This is a genomic window from Pseudomonas sp. GW821-FHT12A04 (assembly GCF_058807755.1).
Genome location: NZ_JBXAQZ010000007.1, coordinates 14,345 through 32,759, shown reverse-complemented (window position 1 = coordinate 32,759; position 18,415 = coordinate 14,345). Strand labels below are relative to the sequence as shown.

Genomic DNA, 18,415 nt, shown 5'->3' with positions numbered 1-18,415 from the left:
CCTACAGGGTGGGGGCATTTTTCTGCTGCTCAGCGCATGAACAAACCGCCATTGATGTCCCAGCACGCGCCGGTTACCGAGGTGGCGTTGTCGGCGATCAACAACAGAACGCTGTCGGCGATGAACGTTGGGTCACCGAGGGTGCCGGCCGGGATCATTTTCAGGATCTGTTCCAGACGCTCCGGAGCCACGGTTTCGCGTACCACCGGCAAGTCCAGCGGACCTGGCGAAATGCTGTTGACCGTCACGCCCTGGGGCGCCAGTTCACGGGCGAAGACTTTGGTCAGGGTCGCCACGCCACCCTTGGCCGCCGCGTAATGCGCGCCGGTAGCGGTGCCGCCGTTCTGCCCGGCCAGGGACGCAATGTTGACGATGCGACCGAAGCCGCGCTCGGCAAAGTGCGCGCCGAATACCTGACAGGCGACAAAGGTGCCCCGCAGGTTGATCGCCATCGACTCATCGAACTCTTCCGGCGTGATGTCCATCAGCGCCGCGACTTTCGACACACCGGCGTTGTTCACCAGAATGTCGGTGCCGCCCCAGCGCTCGGCGAGCACATCGCGGGCACGTTGAAAGTCGGCCTTGCTGCGCACATCCAGTTCAATGGCCACGGCGCTGGCGCCGCTGCCATCGAGTTCCAAAGCCAGTTGCTGCACGCCATCGAGGCGCACATCCGCCAGGCCGACGCGATAACCGGCTGCGTGCAGACGGCGGGCGATGCATTCGCCCAGTCCGCGCGAGGCACCCGTTACGAGGGCTACTCGACTCATGATGTTGCCCTCACAAAAGGAAGCCGAGCGCGCTCAGGCTGTCGGTGGAGTTGATCAGGCGCACCACTTTTCGCTCCAGGGTCGGCACGCCGTCGGTGAAGCGGATACGGTGGTTCAGGTCGGCCACGAACGGCGTGTGCACGCCGCGCTTGTACGCGTACAGCAACTGCGCCGAATTGACTTCGACGATGTCGCCGGCCGCTTCCACCAGGCGGAAACGCGAGATCGTACGGATGGTTTTCGCTGCGTCCACCGCCGACGGCGAGTAGCCGGCGGTCAGGCGTTCGATGCGCAGGTCACGCATGCGCGCATCGTCGTAGGCGTAGTTGAGGGTCGCTTCGAAATCTTCGGTGTCCGGGTCGATCGGCACGATGTACTTGCCGCTTTCGCTCCACAAGGTTGCCCATTCGGCGTAGTTCTTCTGGTCGAGCAATTCGGCTTCGCGCCAGATGAATTCGATGGCCTGGGCCAAGGGACCTGCAAAACCGTTCAGGGTGTCGTGATTACTCATTGGCTCATCATCCTTTTCCACATGTCATAGGCACCGCGCATGCCGCCCTCGTCGGTGGCGTGGCTGACCTTGTCGCCGTTTTCAGCGGTGATTTCGCGGTTCAGGCCGCGGTTGACCAGGATTGGCGCATCGACGCCGGCGTACGAGCCGCGCTGCACGCGGTCCCAGGCTTCGGCATCGTCAGGGCTGCCAAAACCGAACGGGCCCTGGAAGTGTTCGTGGATGCGCATGCGTTCGCGGTTGGCGATTTCCGGGCCGCCGTCCATGCCGAGGGCCACGTGGCGGATCTCGGTTTCGGTGACCGACACCGGGCGCAGCACGCGGAAGAACGACATCGACATCGCCACGTTGGGGAACAGGTTCAGGTTGAAACCGGCGCCGTGCAGCGAGCGCACGATGCGACGGACCTGATCGGCCGGCAGGGTTTTCGACAGTTCTTCGGTGACGTGGGCGAAGCGCTCCTGCAACTGTTCGGTGCCGTCGTCGTGATCGAGGTCGACGTGCTCCGGCACCATCACCATCACACTGTGGCCGTTGCCCAGGGAGTGGGTCACGGCTTGCTCGTCGGTCATGAACGAAAGCATTTCCGAAGTTTCTTCATCCACCGACGACATGAACGACTTGTGCACGATCGGGAAGTGATAGCCGTCGGTGGTGTTTTCCAGCTGGATCTTCCAGTTGCCCTTGAAGCTGAACTTGTGTTCGCCCTGGGTCTTGATCGGGTAGCCGGCGCCCTGCTTCATGAACAGGTCCATCCAGTGTTTCGCGCCGCCGAGGAAGTCTTCCAGCGGTTCGATCTCGTCGTTGTAGCTGGCGAACACCATGCCGGCGTAGCTCTCGACGCGCAGGCTGGTCAGCGGCAATTCCGACTTTTCCAGAATGCCTTCGTAGCCGTCCGGATACGGCAGCGCACGCAGTTTGCCATCCAGGCCATAGGACCAGCTGTGGTACGGGCAGGTGAAACCGGTGGCGTTGCCCTTGTGCTTCTCGCACACGGTGGCGCCACGGTGGCGGCAACGGTTTTCCAGCACGTTGATGTTGTTCTTCTTGTCGCGCACCACAATCACCGGGCGGCGGCCGATGGTGGCGGTCTTGAAGTCGCCGCTATTGCGCACTTCGCTTTCGTGGGCAACCCACACCCAAGTGCGGTAGAAAATCTTGTCCAGCTCGGCTTCGAACAGCGCCGGGTCGTTGTACAGCGAGACGTCGACGCGGTCGTGCCGGACCAGGTCTTCGGGGCTTTTCGACGTTGCGATCAGCTGATATTCATGAGTGCTCATGCGGTTCTCCTCATGGCTTCTTTTTATGATTGAGTGGTAGAGGCTTGCAGCTGCGCACCAAAGGCGCAGACCAGTTCGTCCTGACCTTTGCGGCCAACGATTTGCAGGCCGACTTTCAGCCCGCCGCAATCGAGTTCCACCGGCACCGTCAGCGCCGGGTGACCACTGAGGTTGAAAGGCCGCACCAGCGGGGTCATGCCGGCCACGGCTTTGCTGCCAGCGCGGGCTTCGCTGAGGGTTGGCGGCAAGGTTGGCAGTGTCGGCAACAGCAATACGGCGAAGTCTTCCAGCGCTGCATCCACCTGTTGGGTGAACCGCGTGCGCACGGATTCGGCCTGGGCCAGTTCTTCGCGCGTGGTGCGGCTGGCCGCCAGCAAGCGTGTTTCCACGTCGGCGCCGATCAGGCCCTTGCCGGTCAAATAGCCGAACGCCGCCCAGTTTTCGAAATTGATCACGGTCAGGCCGGCGGCAAACGCTGCTTCGAATTCGCTCAGGTGCAGGTTGCTGCGACGCCATCCGGCGCGGTCGGCGGCTGCACCCAGGCTGGCTTGCAGGTGCGAATCACAGGCCACCTCGAGAAAGCCGACCCTGGCGCCGTCGCCTGGCAGGCCTTGAGCGGTAAAGCCCGGGCAGATCACCTGCATCGCGGCGATCAGGTCGTCCATGCTTTTTGCGAACGGCCCGACGCAATCGAGGCTCGACTCCAACGGATGCGCACCCACACGGCTGACGCGACCATAAGTCGGCTTGAGCCCGGCAATCCCGCAGCACGCTGCCGGCACCCGCACCGAACCACCGGTGTCGGTGCCGATGGCGATGTCCGCCAGGCCTGCCGCGACCGCCGAAGCCGAACCGCTGGACGAGCCGCCAGGCACACGGTCCGGCGCTTGCGGATTGATCGGAGTGCCGGTCCAGTCGTTGATGCCGGTCACGCCGAACGCCAGTTCATGCAGGTTGGTCTTGCCAACGATCTGCCAGCCAGCATCGAGGATCGCATCGACCACCTCGGCGTTTTGCGTCGCCGCCGGTGCATCGGCGAACGCACGGCTGCCTGAGCGGGTCGGATGGCCGGCGATGTCGATGGAGTCCTTGATGGCGACGCGCTTGCCGTTGCCACCGAGGAGGAATTCGCTGATGAAAGTACTCATGCGCTCAGCTCCGAATTGAACAAGCGTTGCGTGCGGAAATGCGCGATCAGCCAGACGCCGTCGAGACAGCGAAAATCGATGTTCAAGCGAGTGCCGAACAATTCGTTGCGACCATCGGCGTAGGTGGAAATCTGCTGCATGATCCACTGCCCCTGCGCCGCCTTGCCGTCGACCACGATCGACTCGCTGGTGAGGTAATGCAGGTTCAGCTTGAAGTGGTTGGACGGCGGCAGATAACCGCCGACAAACGCCGCCACCGCCTCACGTCCACGGTGTTGACCGAAGGTCTTCGCGGTCTGTGTGCCGAGGCCTTCCCAGACCGCATCCTCGGTGAACAACTGCGCCAACTGGTCGAGATGAATCGCCGCCCGCGGCACATCGCACAGGTCCATGTAGTGCGCCATCAAACGGCGCACTGCGCTTTCCCCTTCGAGCGTCGCCAGACGCTGCAGCAAGGCCTCGTTCATGGCTTACACCTTGGCCGCATCAGGAATGGTCAGCGGACGACCGATGCGCGCTTCGATCTTGGCGTAGCGCCACAGGCTGTATTGGCCAACCGGTGTGGTGCGGAACAGGTTGCAGGCGTCGATCACCGACTGGTGGCAGTCGACGTCGGCCATGATGTACACGGTCCAGGGCGAGGTGGTGGACGGGCCGACCATCAGGCGGTCGTCATCCATCGCGCCGAGCACGGTGATGCCGGGCATCGCGCCAAGGTCACCCATCATCTGGCTGAAGCCTTTCCACACGCTCAGGCCTTCGCCGGTGGGCAGGTCGAAAAAGTTCTGGGTGATACCGATGCAGAAGACGACGCGCAATGGCTCTTGGGTGGTTTGCGACATGGGTGTGGTTCCTTGAAAAAGTAATGGGGATTCAGATGTAGCCCGGGAACGGAGGTACGCCGAGGAACACCGAGCCGGCGCCGTCGTACAGGCCTTCGCTGAGGAAGGCGTGCTGGGTCACCACCATCGAGTCGCGCAGGTAGCGTTGCAGCGGATGGCGCAGGTAAATGGCGGTGGTGCCGGCCAGGCTGTAGGCGCTCTGCACCACCTCGGCACCGGCCTGGGACACATGAATGGCCGACAGGCGCAACAGGCTGGTCTGCTCCGGCGTGACCGGGTTACCGGCCAGGATCGAGTTCCACACCTGTTCGGTGGCGTTGTAGAAGAAACCGCGCGCGGCGCTGAGCTTGGCTTCAGCCTTGGCGATCTCGATGCGCACGTAAGCGCGGTCGGACAATTTCGGCGCGCCGGTGATGCCACTGCCGCCAGCCATGCGGCTGATTTCGTCCAGCGCGGCACGGGCCAGTCCGAGGTTGACCACCGCCAGCACTTGCGCGGCGTAGGCGATCGATGGATAGCGGAACAGCGGCTCGTCGATGGTCGAGGCACCGCCGCGGATGAACGTCCAGCGCTCGTCAACGCGTTTATCGGTCACTCGTAGGTCATGGCTGCCGGTGCCTTTGAGACCAACCACTTCCCAGTTCTCGACGATGTCTACCTGCTCCGGGCGGAACACAGCGGTGCGTGGCTTGCCGCCCGCAGCGCCGATGCCGACACCGAGCAGGTCTGCGCCTTTGCAGCCGCTGGCGAATTTCCAGGTGCCGCTGACCTGATAGCCGCCTTCTACGGCCTCGGCCGGTTGCAAGGGGAACAGGCCGCCAGCGAACACCAGGTCAGGGCTTTCGGCGTAGAGTTCAGCCAGGGTTTCCCGTGGTAAAGCAGCCAGGTAGACACCGGCGCTGCCGAAGCTGGCCACCCAGCCCGCCGAGCCGTCGGCTTCAGAGATGCGTTCGATCATTTGCAGAAACAGGTGCGGTGCCAGGGCGTCGCCACCGAAGCATTTCGGCGTGGCGGCACGGTAGATGCCCACTTGTTTGAAGCGCTCGATCATGTCCCGTGGCACGTGGGAGCCAGCGTCGAATTCTTCGCGGCGCCGGCGCACTTCATCCAGTACCTGCGCAAAGGCCTGGCTGTCGACGACATTCTCGTCAACGCCGATCGATGCGTCTTGTTGCGCAACCGCTGAACGCAGCATGGGCATTCTCCGTTTTGTTTATTGTTAGTGGGGTGACACGCATGCCCCGTTGTAGGAGCGAGCCTGCTCGCGATGGTCGTCAACGATGACGCTGGAAACCTGGCACCCCGTGGCGCTCTCAGGTTCATCGCGAGCAGGCTCGCTCCTACAGGGAATCGGCGTGGTCACCCTTGCATTGCGGTCCAGTGTAAAAACCGCATCCGGCCGCCACTATTGGTGCGTGCAGCCCCCTCGCTAAAGAAAACCCCTAGACCCACGCCGGTAACCTCTGAGCGCATCCCGCTGTGCGAGCAGGTATAAAACGCCATACTGCAAATCTCTGCCGCCAGGGGCCGTGCGATGTACCAGCCAAAACCGAACGACTTTTATGCGCTGATCGAAGCCATGCCGCTGTGCATCATTCTTCATGACGCGCACACCAAGGAAATTCTCTGGGCCAACGCCGCTGCCCTGGCGGCGTTGGGCTTTACCCTGGAAGAACTGACGCCGCTGAAGGCCTCCGACATGACCCGCGATGCGCCGAAATACCGGCGTTCCATAGGTTTGCGCTGGCTCGAAAGGGCCGCGCGCACCGGGCAACGGACCATCGAGTGGTGCTATCGCTCCAAGCAAGGGGTGGAGATTCTTTCCGAGGCGGTGGCGACCCTGGTGCACCTGGACGGTCGCGATGTGTTGATGGTGCAGTTCCGTGACATTTCCAAAGAGGACAAGGTCAAGCGCGACCTCAAGCGTTTCGAGAGCCGGCTCAAGGCCTTCATGCAGGACCTGGCCGAAGGTGTGGCGGTGCTCGGCCCCGAGGGCGATATAGGTTTTATCAGCGACTCCGGCGCGCACCTGCTCGACAGCGAAGTGCACCAGCTGATGGGCGAGAACTTCCTGGCCTGGTGCGACGACGCTTCGCGTCAGCGCTTGTTGCAACAGTTCGCCCATGAAACGCCGGAGCACGCGCCGTTCAACGTGCACTACAAGGTGCAGCGCCGGGACGGCGAATGGCGCTGGCATGACGCAACCTGCCGCTACATCGAGATCGAGGACGATCTGGTCGGCCATCTGCTGCTGTTCCGCGACGTGACCGAGCAGGTGCAGGCCGAAGAGGCGCGGCGGGTCAGCGAGCAGAAACTCGAGTACCTGGCGCGCTACAACGCCATGGGCGAAATGGCCGTGGCCATCGCCCACGAGCTGAGCCAGCCATTGGCGGCGACCCGCAACTTTATTGAAGGCGCAGTGATTCGCCTGGGCAACACGGGTGAAACCGATCAAGGCGTCACCTGGGGCTTGCAGAGCGCCGTGCGGCAAATCGAGCATGCCTCGGTGATCATCAAGAGCGTGCGCGATTACGTGGTCAAGCTGGAGCAGACTGAAGAGCTGGTCGACCTTAATGAGTTGCTGCGCGAAACCCGCTACTTCATCAGCCTGCGCGCCGATCCGAGCCGGGTGCGCGTGGAAATCGTCGCCGCGTCCGAACCGCTGCGGGTGAGTTGCGAGAAGGTGCTGATCGGCCAGGTGATCCTCAACCTGGCCTTCAACGCCATTGAAGAAATGGCCGACCTGCCCACTGAACGACGCCTGTTGCGTATCCACGCCAGTCGCGAGAACGATGTGGCCCTGGTGCGCATCGAAGACTGCGGCCGCGGCATCCAGGCCCAGGCGCAGGAGAAGCTGTTCGACGGCTTTTTCTCGTCCAAGGTCAGCGGCAACGGCATCGGCCTGGCGCTGTGCAAGAACATCATCGGCAGGCATCGTGGCGATATCTGGGCGCAAAACCTGGAGCCGTGCGGCGCGGTGTTTACCTTCTCCCTTCCCCTCGCCAATCCCGCCTGACCTGCACCACTACTGTGGTCTGACATACACAAATCCTGTGGCGAGGGGGCTTGCCCCCGTTCGGTTGCACAGCAGCCGCAAAACCTGCTGGCACGGTGTGACTGGCAAATGCTGGGGCCGCTTCGCAACCCAACGGGGGCAAGCCCCCTCGCCACAAATGCAGCTTCGCCCTTCCCACCTCTGACGCCAGTCAAACCCCCGCCTTATCAGATTGTGCAGCCAGTTTCATGACACTGGCACAGACACACAAACACTTGGCAGGCAGGGCAATTCTCCCGATCTCGGGGCACGGCAGAATCAAAGGGTAAAAATCTGCCAAAGCACCCGCGATCCGCGTTACCAACAATTCAGGAAGTTCCCCTTATGCGAACAAACAGGATCTCCGTACAGTCAGCGCTAGGCCTGAGCCTGCTTGTACTCGGTTTGAACAGTGCCCACGCGGATCTACCCGCCGGTACGATTGGCCAGACCGTTCTGGCGTTTCCACCCGAAGCTCACCGCGCGTTTGTCATCGACGTCGAGTTCGACAGCTTTGTGGCTGGCCGCGTGACCGTGGTCGACCCGGACCAGAAGCGCATCCTCGGCATGGTGCCGACCGGTTTCGCAGCGCCGTCGACCCTCAGTCACGACAAAAAAACCATCTATAGTGCGGACATCTGGTATTCCCGCGGCACCCGCGGCACCCGCACCGACGTGCTCACCGCGTGGGACAGTTCGACCCTGTCGCCGGCCTGGGAAGTGCTGATTCCAAACAAGCGCGCCGAATCGCTGACCCAGCGTTATGCGCTCAAGCCAAGCGGCGACGACAAGTTCGTCTACGTCTACAACTTCACCCCGTCGACGTCGGTGACCGTGGTCGATACCCAGACCAAGGCGGTTGCCACGGAAATCGCCATCCCCGGTTGCGTGCTCAACTACCCGGTCGGTAACCGCCGCTTCGCCTCGCTGTGCGGCGACGGCAGCCTGCAAGTGGTGACCCTCAACGATCAGGGCCAGGAAACCGCGCGCAGCCGCACGCCGTTCTTTGATCCGAACGCGGAAAAACTGGTAGAGCGCGCCGTCAACGTCGGCGACACCTACTACTTCACCACCACGACCGGCACCGTACGCCCGGTGGATTTCGCCGGTGATGCGCCGAAGGTCCTGCCGTCCTGGTCGCTGGTTTCCGACGAAGACAAGAAGGCCGGCTGGGCTCCGGGTGGCTGGCAGATGATGGCAGTGGCGCCGAAGCTGGACCGCCTGTACGTGCTGATGCACGACGCCCACGAACCGATGAAGTGGGAAGACCCGAGCCCGCTGATCTGGGCGTTTGACCTCAAGACCCACAAGAAGGTGGCGACTCTGGAAGCCCCGGTTCCGGTGTGGAGCATGCAGGCAACCGGCGACGACAAGCCGTTGTTGCTCGGCACCGACGTGGAAGGCGGTTTGCAGATTTTCGATCTGAAGACCAACAAGCTCACCGGCAGCATGCCGAAAGTCGCCAAAACCGCGACTCAGGTCCTGAGCTACTAAGAGGTTCGGCCATGCACACAGATCCGATCTTCATCATTGCCAGCGCCATCGCCATCGCGGTGTTGCTGGCCAGCGCCGCGACCCACAAGTTGCGCGCGCCGGCCCGCTTCGCCCGGCAACTGGCGGACTATCAACTGCTGCCCGAGGCGCTGGTGCGCCCGACGGCACGGTGGGTGCCGCTGTTGGAACTGGCCATTGCCTTTGCCCTGCTGGTACCGGTCAGCCGTGGTTACGCCGCGTTGAGCGCCGCCAGCCTGTTGGCCCTGTACGCCGCCGCCATCGGCATCAACCTGTGGCGCGGTCGCGCGGACATCGACTGCGGTTGCGCCGGTCCCGACCAGGCACAGCCGCTGCGTCCGGTGCTACTGGCACGTAACAGCGCACTGATAGCGCTGGCGCTGGTGGCCAGCGTGGCGCCGGTGGCCCGCGACCTCAACCTGTTCGATGGCTTCGTGACCCTGGCTGCCGCCGCGGTTGCGCTGCTCATCTACGCCGCCGCCGATGGGCTGCTGGCGAACTCCCCTCTTCTGCTCAAATTGATTGGTAGGTAATCGAAATGGAAGGCTTGATTGTTTCCAACGTTCTGCTCTGGGTGCTGCTGGTGGCTGTGGCGTTTGTCGTCATGGGCCTGGTGCGGCAGATCGGCGTGCTGCACGGTCGTCTCGCCCCGGCTGGCGCGCTGATGGTCGACAAAGGGGTGGCGGTCAATGAACCCGCGCCGCAAGTCACCGCCAGCGACCGTCACGGTCGCCCGGTGAACTTCGGTTACGCCGGCGAGAAATCGCAATTGCTGTTCTTCCTCTCGCCGACCTGCCCGATCTGCAAGTCGCTGCTGCCAGCGATCAAATCCATCGCCAAGGAGCAATCGGACCGCCTCGATGTGGTGTTCGTCAGCGATGGCGACATGGACGCCCAGCAAGCGCTGATCCGCGAACACAAACTCGAAGACGCCACCTACGTGGTCGGTCCGGAAGTGGGCATGACCTACCAGATCGGCAAGCTGCCGTACGCCGCGCTGATCGACAAGGCCGGCACCCTGCGTGCCAAGGGTCTGGTCAACTCCCGCGAGCACCTGGACAGCCTGTTCGAAGTCGAGCATTTGAAGCACGCAACGCTGCAGCAGTACCTCAATGCCCAACCGCACACCCACGATCACGACCACAGCCACGGCCATAGCCACTGATAAGGCAGGGAGACCTTTATGAAACTGCTGGATCTGTTGTTTGAGCGTTCGTCCCGCCGTGTCGCCGACACCACTTCGCGCCGCAAACTGCTGGCACGCATGGGTTCGCTGATGGTGGCCGGTGCCGCCCTGCCACTGTTGCTGCCGCTGGACCGCACCAGCAAGGCCCTGGCCGCGGAGCCTGCGCAGGCCGGCGACCCTGGCGATCCGAACACCTGCGACTACTGGCGCTACTGCTCCATCGACGGCTTTCTGTGCAGCTGCTGCGGCGGGTCGGTGACGTCCTGCCCACCGGGCACCGAAGCCTCGCAAGTGACCTGGATCGGCACCTGCCGCAACCCGGCCGACGGCAAGGACTACATCATTTCGTACAACGACTGCTGCGGTAAGCAAAGCTGCGCCCAGTGCGCCTGTACCCGTAACGACAGTGAAGAACCGGCCTACCGCCCGTTCAACAACAACGATGTGAACTGGTGCCTGGCCGCCAAATCGCACATCTACCACTGCACCGTTTCGGTCATCCGCGGCGTCGCCGTTTAAAGAACGCGCTTTGCGCCGGTTGCTCGCGCAATCGGCGCTTTTTTTTCTGTGGCTGCTTTTCTTTTTTTACTGCTTTGTGTGTGTGTGTGTACCTGTAGGAGCGAGCTTGCTCGCGAAGAACTCAAGGGCGACGCGTTAAACCAGATAGCCCGCGTTATCGTTGACGTCCTTCGCGAGCAAGCTCGCTCCTACAACAGGTGCCAAACCGGTCATCAGCGGAGTTGGATTACATGCGTAGTTTGATATTGCTCGGTCTCGTCTGCGCCCTGAGCGCCCCGCTCGCTTTCGCCCGGGCCATTCCCGACCCGGCGCAGAGCCATGCGCCGGGCAACGAAGACGTTCAAACCCCGATTGCCCAGGCCGGTTACAGCGTCGGCGTGAACTACCAGCTGCAATGCGCCGGTTGCCACCTGGGCGACGGCACGGGTTCGGCCGCCAACGACACGCCACGGATGAAAGGTTTCGTCGGTAACTTCCTGAAAGTGCCCGGTGGCCGCGAATTCCTCGTGCGAGTGCCGGGCATGTCGCAGTCAGCGCTGAACAACGCACAACTGGCGGACTTGCTCAACTGGCTGTTGCGCGAAGACGGCATGGCGGGTAGCAGCATGCCGGCCGATTATCAGCCTTACACCGCCGAAGAAGTCATGGCGTTGCGCGCCAGGACCATGCTCAACCTGCCCGGCACCCGTGGTGAGTTGATCAAGGCCATGCGTGCCCAAGGCATCGCGATCGATGACGGGATGAATTACTGAGAACATTTGCCCCGCCCCGCTTCAACATCAACCGCCCGGACGATGGACGCGTTGACGGCAAATAAGTAACGTAACCGGTGCTGTTTTCGAACCTGGAAAATCGAAAAGGGAGTTTGCATCGTGACCGAAGAGACAAAAACCAAAGGACCGGCTTCGTACTTCCCGTCCATTGAAAAAAAGTACGGGCAGCCGATCAGCCATTGGCTGGACCTGCTCAAGTCTGTCAGCGATAAGAAACACATGGAGATGGTGGCCTGGCTCAAAACCGAACACGGAATGGGTCATGGTCACGCCAATGCGCTGGTTGCCTATCATCTGGCAGCCACCAAAAGCGCCTAACCACCGGTCCATCCTTTGCTGTGCTATCGGTGGTGCCGGGTAAAACCGGCTCCACCGTAAGTCTTCTGTTGCCCTATTCTTTCATCCAACCCATCACGCCGGACATCGACCATGTCAGCCCCCGAATCCATCCTCCTCGACAGCTGGCACCACAACGCCCGGGCCTGGATCGACGCCATACGCAGCGGCACCATCGAAAGCCGCCTCAAGGTCACCGACCAGGCCATCCTGCTGGCGGTGCTGGGTCGCCAGCCCGAGCGTGTGCTCGACCTGGGTTGCGGTGAAGGCTGGTTGTTGCGCGCGCTGGCAGACCGGGCCATCGATGCGGTCGGCGTGGATGGCGATGCGACACTGGTGGAGGCGGCGCGGACGGCCGGCACTGCGCGGGTACATTTGGCGAGCTATGAACAACTGGCTGAAGCGAAAGTCGACATCGGCCGCGACTACAACCTGATCTGCGCCAACTTCGCCCTGCTGCATCAGGACATCATCCCCCTGCTCGCTACCATGAACACCCTGCTCGCCCCGGGTGGCGCGCTGCTGATCCAGACACTGCACCCGTGGGCGGCTGCGGCGGGCGACTACCAGGATGGCTGGCGGGAAGAGACCTTCTCTGGCTTCAAGGGGCAGTGGCAGCCCATGCCATGGTATTTCCGCACCCTGTCCAGTTGGCTGAATGCACTGGACATGGCCGGCTTTGCATTGGCCGGCCTGCAGGAGCCACAGCACCCGCAAAGCCCCGTGCCGCAGTCATTGCTGTTGGTGGCCGAGCCACGGCGCTGAGTGGCTTTAATATCGCACACAGTTCTTGCCCCGCCGAACATCCCTGCGGGAGCGAGCTTGCTCGCGATGAGGCCGGCACATTCAACATCGATTTCGCCTGTCATGCCGCCATCGCGAGCAAGCTCGCTCCCACAGGTTCAGTGGTTGTACGCAACATCTGCGAACCACCCAAATCACTGTGGGAGCGAGCTCGCTCGCGATGAGGCCACAGGTTTCAGTGGTGCACCCAATACAGCGTCAGGCCCACTCTTTACGCAGCTGACGCGCAGCGTTGACCATGTGCACCAGCGCCGCTTCGGTTTCCGGCCAGCCGCGGGTCTTCAGGCCGCAGTCCGGGTTGACCCACAGGCGGTCGGCGGGAATACGCTTGGCGGCCTTGCGCAGCAGGTTGGCCATTTCCGAGGAGTCCGGCACCCTTGGCGAGTGGATGTCATACACGCCCGGACCGATTTCGTTCGGGTACGCGAAGGCTTCGAACGCGTCCAGCAGTTCCATGTCCGAGCGCGAGGTTTCGATGGTGATCACGTCGGCATCCATGGCGGCGATGGACTCGATCACATCGTTGAACTCGCTGTAGCACATGTGGGTGTGGATCTGGGTTTCGTCGCGCACACCGGAGGCGCACAGGCGGAACACTTCGGTCGCCCAGTCCAGGTAGTGCTGCCACTGCGCCTGGCGCAACGGCAGGCCTTCGCGGAATGCGGCTTCGTCGATCTGCACGATCTTGATCCCGGCGGCTTCCAGGTCCACCACTTCATCACGGATCGCCAGGGCCAGTTGACGAGCCTGCACTTCGCGGGTCACGTCTTCGCGGGGGAACGACCACATCAGCATGGTCACGGGACCGGTCAGCATGCCCTTCATCACCTTGTCGGTGAGGCCCTGGGCGTAGCGGATCCACTCCACGGTCATGGCTTTCGGACGGCTCAGGTCACCGAAGATCACCGCCGGTTTCACGCAACGCGAGCCGTAGCTCTGGACCCAGCCGAAACGGGTGAACACATAGCCGTCAAGTTGCTCGGCGAAGTATTCGACCATGTCGTTACGCTCGGCTTCACCGTGCACCAGCACGTCCAGGCCCAGGTTTTCCTGCACTTGCACGGCGTGACGGATCTCACTGTGCATCGCTTCGGTGTATTCGGCTTCGGTCAGCTTGCCTTGCTTGAACGACTGGCGAGCCAGACGGATCGACGCGGTTTGCGGGAACGAACCGATGGTGGTGGTCGGGAACAGCGGCAGGTTCAGGCCGGCGCGCTGTTTCTCGATGCGCCGGGCAAACAGCGAATGACGCTGGCTGTCCTTGACAGTGATGGCGGCCACACGCGCCTGCACGGCCGGTTTGTGGATGCGTGGCGACGCAGCACGGCTGGCCTGCACGGCGCGGCTTTGGGTCAGCGCTTCAAGCACCTTCGGCGCTTCCGGCTCGTTGACGGCCTGAGCCAGCACCGCGACTTCTTCACACTTCTGCACGGCAAACGCCAGCCAGCTTTTCAGTTCGGCATCGAGCTTGTCTTCACGCTCCAGATCAACCGGGCTGTGCAGCAGAGAGCAGGATGGCGCGACCCACAGGCGATCACCCAGACGCTCATGAGCATGCTGCAGGGTGGCCAACGCGTTTTCCAGGTCGCAGCGCCAGACGTTACGGCCGTTGACCAGGCCCAGCGACAGCACTTTGTAAGCCGGCAGGCGATCTAGGATGGTCGGGTACTGCTCAGGCGCACGCACCAGATCGATGTGCAGGCCGTCCACCGGCAGGTTGGCGGCCAGGCCCAGGTTTTCTTCCAGCCCACCGAAGTACGTGGCGACCAGTTTCTTCAACGGGTCACGCTGAATCAGGTTGTAGGCCCGCTCAAAGGCGTTTTTCCAGTCCTGCGGCAGGTCGAGCACCAGGATCGGCTCGTCGATTTGCACCCACTCGACGCCCTGTGCCGCCAGGCGCTGGAAGATCTGGCCGTACAACGGCAACAGACGATCCAGCAGCTCCAGCTTGTCGAATTCGACGCCCTTGGCCTTGCCCAGCCACAGGTAAGTCAGTGGGCCGATGATCACCGGCTTGACGTTGTGCCCCAGTACGCGGGCTTCCTCGACTTCTTCGAACAACTGGTCCCAGCCGAGCTGGAACTGCTGATCGGCGCTGAACTCAGGGACAAGGTAGTGATAGTTGGTGTCGAACCACTTGGTCATTTCCTGGGCATGCGCGCCGCCGCAGCAACTGTCGCTCACACCACGCGCCATGCCGAACAGGGTTTGCAGGCTGGCCTTGCCATCGTGCGGGCGGAATCGCTCAGGGATCACACCGAACATCAACGAGTGGGTCAGGACCTGGTCGTACCAGGCGAAGTCGCCGACCGGCAGCAACTCGATGCCGGCCTTTTTCTGCAAGTCCCAGTGGGTCTTGCGCAGGTCGCGGCCCACGGTGCGCAGACCGGCTTCGTCGAGTTCGCCCTTCCAGAACGCCTCTTGAGCCTTTTTCAGTTCGCGGTCGCGACCAATGCGCGGAAAACCAAGGGAATGGGCCACAGCCATGTCAAATAACTCCAATGCGTTCGATGGGAGCCATTGTCGACAGTGTCAGCGAGTGAGACAAACTCATTTTAATCGTGATGATCACAAGTTCTTCTCATGATCAGAAGCACTGCGCAACTGCGCTGGATGGACATCTGGTTCAAGGCGCTCGCCCGTGGCGTGTGCGTAAGCCGCGCGTCAATGGCATCATCACCCGCTACGAAAGTTTCGATACCCGCCCCCCTCTGATCGGCTAAGGAATAGTCCCGATGCGTATCAAAACACTGCTGGCCTGTGTCACGGCGCTCTACCCGGACGCCAAAGTGCAGACCGCCGGGATCAGCCCATGACGGCCATTTTTCGGCCGCGTCCGACGTTGATCTTTTTGCTGCTGTTGCTGGTGTTGGTGTTCTGGCTGTCCCTGGCCCTCGGACCGGTCAGCCTGCCCCTGGGCGATACCTTGCTGGGCGGGATGCGTCTGCTCGGGTTGCCACTTGACGGTGGTGACACGCAGCAGGCGGAGTTGATCCTCGGGCAGATTCGCCTGCCGCGCAGCTTGCTCGGTATTGCCGTGGGGTCGGTACTGGCGTTGTCCGGCGTGGCGATGCAGGGGTTGTTCCGCAATCCCTTGGCCGATCCGGGTCTGGTCGGTGTGTCCGGCGGTGCTGCGCTCGGTGCCGCCCTTGCCATCGTCGGCGGCAGCCTGCTCGGTGGCTTGCCGCCTGCAATCGAACCCTACCTGCTGTCGGTGAGCGCCTTCGCCGGTGGCTTGATCGTCACGGCGGTGGTGTATCGCTTCGGTCGCCGCAACGGGCAAACCGACGTTGCCACCATGCTCTTGGCGGGTGTGGCGATGACGGCCATGGCCGGTGCCGGGGTCGGGCTGTTCACCTACCTGGCCGACGATGCCACCTTGCGCACCCTGACGTTCTGGAACCTGGGCAGCCTCAACGGTGCCAGTTACCCGCGCTTGTGGCCGTTGCTGATCGTCACCCTGGGCGTGGCGTTGTGGTTGCCCCGCAGGGCGGCGGCGCTCAATGCATTGCTGCTGGGTGAGTCGGAGGCCCGTCACCTGGGTTTTGACATCGAGCGGATCAAGCTTGAGCTGGTGTTGTGCACAGCGCTCGGCGTCGGCGCGGCAGTCGCGGCGGCCGGGCTGATCGGTTTCATCGGCCTGGTGGTGCCGCATCTGATGCGCCTGCTGGTCGGCCCGGATCACCGGGTGTTGCTGCCCGCGTCGTTGCTGGCCGGTGCCAGCCTGCTATTGCTGGCCGATCTGGCGGCGCGTTTGTTGTTGGCGCCAGCCGAATTGCCAATCGGTATCGTGACTGCACTGATCGGCGCTCCGTTCTTTCTTTATCTGCTGGTGCGAGGACGCTCCTGATGCTGCGGGCAAACAACCTGCTGGTACGCCGTGGCAAGCGCACGGTGCTGACCAACATCGATATCGAGTTGCGCCCCGGTGAAGTGCTGGGTGCGCTGGGGCCGAACGGCGCCGGCAAAAGCACCCTGCTCGCCGCTTTGTGTGGTGAGCTGGCGACCAGTGAAGGCAGGGTCAGCCTCGACGAGCGTCCTCTCGCCGACTGGCCGGGACAGGAACGAGCCAAGCGCCTGGCCGTGCTGCCGCAGAGTTCGAGCCTGAGCTTTGCGTTTTCGGTCAATGAAATCGTCGGCATGGGACGCTTGCCTCACGCCAGCGGCCGCGTGCGCGATGCCGAAATCGTCGACGAGGCACTCAAAGCCGCCGATGCGCTTCATCTTGCCGGACGCAGCTACCTGGCCCTGTCCGGCGGTGAACGCCAGCGCGTGCATCTGGCGCGGGTGCTCGCTCAGCTCTGGCCGGGTGCCGAGGGGCAAACCCTGCTGCTCGATGAACCGACATCGATGCTCGATCCGCTGCATCAGCACACCATTTTGCAAGCCGTGCGTGACTTCGCCGAGCGCGGGGTTGCTGTGCTGGTGATTCTGCACGACCTCAATCTGGCCGCCCGTTACTGCGATCAACTACTGTTGTTGCATCAGGGCCTGCCCCACGCCTACGGTCCACCGGCAGAAGTGCTGACCACCGAAGCGATGGCGGCGGTGTATGGACTACAAGTGCTGATTCACCAGCACCCGGAACGCGGCCACCCGCTGATCATCGCGCGCTGATGCCGCTCCCTCTTCTGTCATCGAGGGGGCACCTGTCCAATAAGGAAAACCGATGCGCTTTCTGTTGCTCTGTGCATTCAGCCTGTTGGCTGCCTGCCAAATCCATCAGGTCACACCACTGCCGGCGCCGATCGCCCCGCACGGCCGTGATCACGCCGACCTCGGAGTCATCCGTGAACTCGCCACGGGCCGTACGCTGACGCCGCAAGAACTTGTCCAACGCCTGGCCGTTGTGCCTCGGGTATTGGTCGGTGAACAGCACGACAACCCGGACCACCACGCCCTGCAATTATGGCTGCTGCGCGAACTGGCGACACAACGCCCCCAGGGCAGCCTGCTGATGGAGATGCTCAACCCCGATCAACAGGCCAGGGTCGATGCCGCGCAAGCCGTGACCCGCGCGGGCCAGCCACCGGCCGATGCGTTCACGGCGCTGGCCTGGCAGGCCAATTGGGACTGGAGTGTTTATGGCGCACTCGTCACCTACGCGCTGCGGCAACCGTATCCGCTGCTGGCGGCGAACCTGGACCGCGCGCAGATCATGCAGATCTACAAACAGCGCCCGGTACTTGCGGGGCAAGCGTCCACCACCCAACAGGTGCGGGCGACCTTGCTGGATGACATTCGCCAATCCCATTGCGGCCTGCTGCCCGAAGCGCAGATGCCGGCAATGCTCGCCGTGCAACAACAGCGTGACCGGCGCATGGCCCAGCGCCTGATGGCCGCGCAGACGCCGGCGTTGCTGCTGGCCGGTGCCTTCCACGTGCGCAAGGATCTGGGGGTGCCACTGCACCTGAAGGACCTCGGTGCCGGTGAAGGGAATGCGGTGCTGATCCTGGCCGAAGCGGGCAAGACCGTGACCACCGAGAATGCGGATTACGTGTGGTACACCGCCGCGCAACCGGAACAGGATCATTGCGCGCAATTGCGTCGCTAAACCCGACCGAAACATTGTGGCGAGGGGGCTTGCCTGTGGCGAGGGGGCTTGCCCCCGTTGGGTCGCGCAGCGACCCTGAACCCTGCAATCGCGGTTACTCAGACAAACCGCATTGCCTGGATTGGGACTACTTCGTAGTCCAACGG

The 18,415-nt window shown here is 62.7% G+C and carries 19 protein-coding genes; 11 read left to right on the top strand and 8 right to left on the bottom strand.

Features of this window, described 5'->3' with window-relative positions:
* Positions 1–29 precede the first annotated feature (29 nt).
* From AC1RS8_RS12595 to AC1RS8_RS12565, 7 genes are read right to left on the bottom strand one after another with little or no spacing between them, the layout of a single operon-like run.
* Positions 30–770, bottom strand: a complete 741-nt coding sequence (locus AC1RS8_RS12595) for an SDR family NAD(P)-dependent oxidoreductase (protein ID WP_489340370.1) — start codon at positions 768–770, stop codon at positions 30–32.
* A 10-nt stretch (positions 771–780) separates the two neighbouring features.
* On the bottom strand, positions 781–1,281 hold the full coding sequence (locus AC1RS8_RS12590; RefSeq protein WP_489340369.1) for an aromatic-ring-hydroxylating dioxygenase subunit beta: 501 nt from the start codon (positions 1,279–1,281) through the stop codon (positions 781–783).
* Positions 1,278–2,561 carry an aromatic ring-hydroxylating oxygenase subunit alpha gene (locus tag AC1RS8_RS12585; protein WP_102672315.1) on the bottom strand — a complete coding sequence of 428 codons (1,284 nt, stop codon included), beginning with the start codon at positions 2,559–2,561 and terminating at the stop codon, positions 1,278–1,280. The genes AC1RS8_RS12590 and AC1RS8_RS12585 overlap by 4 nt, the downstream gene beginning before the upstream one ends.
* Before the next feature lie 23 nt (positions 2,562–2,584).
* The gene (locus AC1RS8_RS12580; RefSeq protein WP_429522029.1) at positions 2,585–3,709 is read right to left on the bottom strand and encodes an amidase; all 1,125 of its coding nucleotides are present in this window, start codon (positions 3,707–3,709) and stop codon (positions 2,585–2,587) included.
* On the bottom strand, positions 3,706–4,176 hold the full coding sequence (locus tag AC1RS8_RS12575) for a nuclear transport factor 2 family protein (protein ID WP_489340368.1): 471 nt from the start codon (positions 4,174–4,176) through the stop codon (positions 3,706–3,708). Before AC1RS8_RS12575 ends, AC1RS8_RS12580 begins: the two co-directional genes overlap by 4 nt.
* Positions 4,177–4,179: 3 nt before the next feature.
* Positions 4,180–4,551, bottom strand: coding sequence for a hypothetical protein (locus AC1RS8_RS12570; protein WP_057715413.1), 372 nt, complete (start codon positions 4,549–4,551; stop codon positions 4,180–4,182).
* 31 nt (positions 4,552–4,582) lie between these two features.
* Positions 4,583–5,746, bottom strand: coding sequence for an acyl-CoA dehydrogenase family protein (locus tag AC1RS8_RS12565; RefSeq protein ID WP_057715414.1), 1,164 nt, complete (start codon positions 5,744–5,746; stop codon positions 4,583–4,585).
* A gap of 339 nt (positions 5,747–6,085) precedes the next feature.
* Between AC1RS8_RS12565 and AC1RS8_RS12560 the strand changes: the two genes are divergently transcribed.
* The 8 genes from AC1RS8_RS12560 (at position 6,086) to AC1RS8_RS12525 (ending at position 12,676) form a co-directional block, all read left to right on the top strand.
* Positions 6,086–7,567 (top strand): sensor histidine kinase, encoded by a 1,482-nt coding sequence (locus AC1RS8_RS12560; RefSeq protein WP_489340367.1) that lies wholly within the window; start codon positions 6,086–6,088, stop codon positions 7,565–7,567.
* 363 nt (positions 7,568–7,930) lie between these two features.
* Complete coding sequence (locus AC1RS8_RS12555) at positions 7,931–9,079, top strand: amine dehydrogenase large subunit (protein WP_057715416.1); 1,149 nt, start codon at positions 7,931–7,933, stop codon at positions 9,077–9,079.
* Positions 9,080–9,090: 11 nt separating this feature from the next.
* Complete coding sequence (locus tag AC1RS8_RS12550) at positions 9,091–9,630, top strand: MauE/DoxX family redox-associated membrane protein (protein ID WP_102672308.1); 540 nt, start codon at positions 9,091–9,093, stop codon at positions 9,628–9,630.
* A gap of 5 nt (positions 9,631–9,635) precedes the next feature.
* Positions 9,636–10,262, top strand: a complete 627-nt coding sequence (gene mauD, locus AC1RS8_RS12545; protein ID WP_090454794.1) for a methylamine dehydrogenase accessory protein MauD — start codon at positions 9,636–9,638, stop codon at positions 10,260–10,262.
* Between the two features lie 18 nt (positions 10,263–10,280).
* Complete coding sequence (locus AC1RS8_RS12540; protein ID WP_150815355.1) at positions 10,281–10,802, top strand: methylamine dehydrogenase light chain; 522 nt, start codon at positions 10,281–10,283, stop codon at positions 10,800–10,802.
* Positions 10,803–11,032: 230 nt separating this feature from the next.
* A complete protein-coding gene (locus tag AC1RS8_RS12535; protein WP_489340366.1) occupies positions 11,033–11,554 on the top strand; it encodes a cytochrome C in 522 nt (173 codons plus the stop codon).
* Between the two features lie 120 nt (positions 11,555–11,674).
* On the top strand, positions 11,675–11,893 hold the full coding sequence (locus AC1RS8_RS12530) for a DUF4287 domain-containing protein (protein WP_057715420.1): 219 nt from the start codon (positions 11,675–11,677) through the stop codon (positions 11,891–11,893).
* A gap of 111 nt (positions 11,894–12,004) precedes the next feature.
* On the top strand, positions 12,005–12,676 hold the full coding sequence (locus AC1RS8_RS12525) for a class I SAM-dependent methyltransferase (RefSeq protein WP_489340365.1): 672 nt from the start codon (positions 12,005–12,007) through the stop codon (positions 12,674–12,676).
* 237 nt (positions 12,677–12,913) lie between these two features.
* Here AC1RS8_RS12525 and metE read toward each other — a convergent pair whose 3' ends face one another.
* Complete coding sequence (gene metE / locus AC1RS8_RS12520; RefSeq protein ID WP_489340364.1) at positions 12,914–15,202, bottom strand: 5-methyltetrahydropteroyltriglutamate--homocysteine S-methyltransferase; 2,289 nt, start codon at positions 15,200–15,202, stop codon at positions 12,914–12,916.
* Between the two features lie 379 nt (positions 15,203–15,581).
* Between metE and AC1RS8_RS12515 the strand changes: the two genes are divergently transcribed.
* From AC1RS8_RS12515 to AC1RS8_RS12505, 3 genes are read left to right on the top strand one after another with little or no spacing between them, the layout of a single operon-like run.
* Positions 15,582–16,565 (top strand): FecCD family ABC transporter permease, encoded by a 984-nt coding sequence (locus AC1RS8_RS12515; protein ID WP_174245550.1) that lies wholly within the window; start codon positions 15,582–15,584, stop codon positions 16,563–16,565.
* Positions 16,565–17,332, top strand: a complete 768-nt coding sequence (locus AC1RS8_RS12510) for a heme ABC transporter ATP-binding protein (RefSeq protein ID WP_493162738.1) — start codon at positions 16,565–16,567, stop codon at positions 17,330–17,332. The genes AC1RS8_RS12515 and AC1RS8_RS12510 overlap by 1 nt, the downstream gene beginning before the upstream one ends.
* Before the next feature lie 52 nt (positions 17,333–17,384).
* Positions 17,385–18,269, top strand: a complete 885-nt coding sequence (locus AC1RS8_RS12505; RefSeq protein ID WP_489340362.1) for a ChaN family lipoprotein — start codon at positions 17,385–17,387, stop codon at positions 18,267–18,269.
* Positions 18,270–18,415 lie beyond the last annotated feature (146 nt).

Excerpts from the sequence above, each read along its gene's own strand:
- AC1RS8_RS12550 (WP_102672308.1), top strand. The coding sequence starts at position 9,091 with ATGCACACAGATCCGATCTTCATCATTGCCAGCGCCATCGCCATCGCG.
- mauD (WP_090454794.1), top strand. The coding sequence starts at position 9,636 with ATGGAAGGCTTGATTGTTTCCAACGTTCTGCTCTGGGTGCTGCTGGTG.
- AC1RS8_RS12540 (WP_150815355.1), top strand. The coding sequence starts at position 10,281 with ATGAAACTGCTGGATCTGTTGTTTGAGCGTTCGTCCCGCCGTGTCGCC.
- AC1RS8_RS12575 (WP_489340368.1), bottom strand. The coding sequence starts at position 4,176 with ATGAACGAGGCCTTGCTGCAGCGTCTGGCGACGCTCGAAGGGGAAAGC.
- AC1RS8_RS12525 (WP_489340365.1), top strand. The coding sequence starts at position 12,005 with ATGTCAGCCCCCGAATCCATCCTCCTCGACAGCTGGCACCACAACGCC.
- AC1RS8_RS12585 (WP_102672315.1), bottom strand. The coding sequence starts at position 2,561 with ATGAGCACTCATGAATATCAGCTGATCGCAACGTCGAAAAGCCCCGAA.
- AC1RS8_RS12535 (WP_489340366.1), top strand. The coding sequence starts at position 11,033 with ATGCGTAGTTTGATATTGCTCGGTCTCGTCTGCGCCCTGAGCGCCCCG.
- AC1RS8_RS12590 (WP_489340369.1), bottom strand. The coding sequence starts at position 1,281 with ATGAGTAATCACGACACCCTGAACGGTTTTGCAGGTCCCTTGGCCCAG.
- metE (WP_489340364.1), bottom strand. The coding sequence starts at position 15,202 with ATGGCTGTGGCCCATTCCCTTGGTTTTCCGCGCATTGGTCGCGACCGC.
- AC1RS8_RS12510 (WP_493162738.1), top strand. The coding sequence starts at position 16,565 with ATGCTGCGGGCAAACAACCTGCTGGTACGCCGTGGCAAGCGCACGGTG.
- AC1RS8_RS12570 (WP_057715413.1), bottom strand. The coding sequence starts at position 4,551 with ATGTCGCAAACCACCCAAGAGCCATTGCGCGTCGTCTTCTGCATCGGT.
- AC1RS8_RS12505 (WP_489340362.1), top strand. The coding sequence starts at position 17,385 with ATGCGCTTTCTGTTGCTCTGTGCATTCAGCCTGTTGGCTGCCTGCCAA.
- AC1RS8_RS12555 (WP_057715416.1), top strand. The coding sequence starts at position 7,931 with ATGCGAACAAACAGGATCTCCGTACAGTCAGCGCTAGGCCTGAGCCTG.
- AC1RS8_RS12565 (WP_057715414.1), bottom strand. The coding sequence starts at position 5,746 with ATGCTGCGTTCAGCGGTTGCGCAACAAGACGCATCGATCGGCGTTGAC.
- AC1RS8_RS12595 (WP_489340370.1), bottom strand. The coding sequence starts at position 770 with ATGAGTCGAGTAGCCCTCGTAACGGGTGCCTCGCGCGGACTGGGCGAA.
- AC1RS8_RS12560 (WP_489340367.1), top strand. The coding sequence starts at position 6,086 with ATGTACCAGCCAAAACCGAACGACTTTTATGCGCTGATCGAAGCCATG.
- AC1RS8_RS12580 (WP_429522029.1), bottom strand. The coding sequence starts at position 3,709 with ATGAGTACTTTCATCAGCGAATTCCTCCTCGGTGGCAACGGCAAGCGC.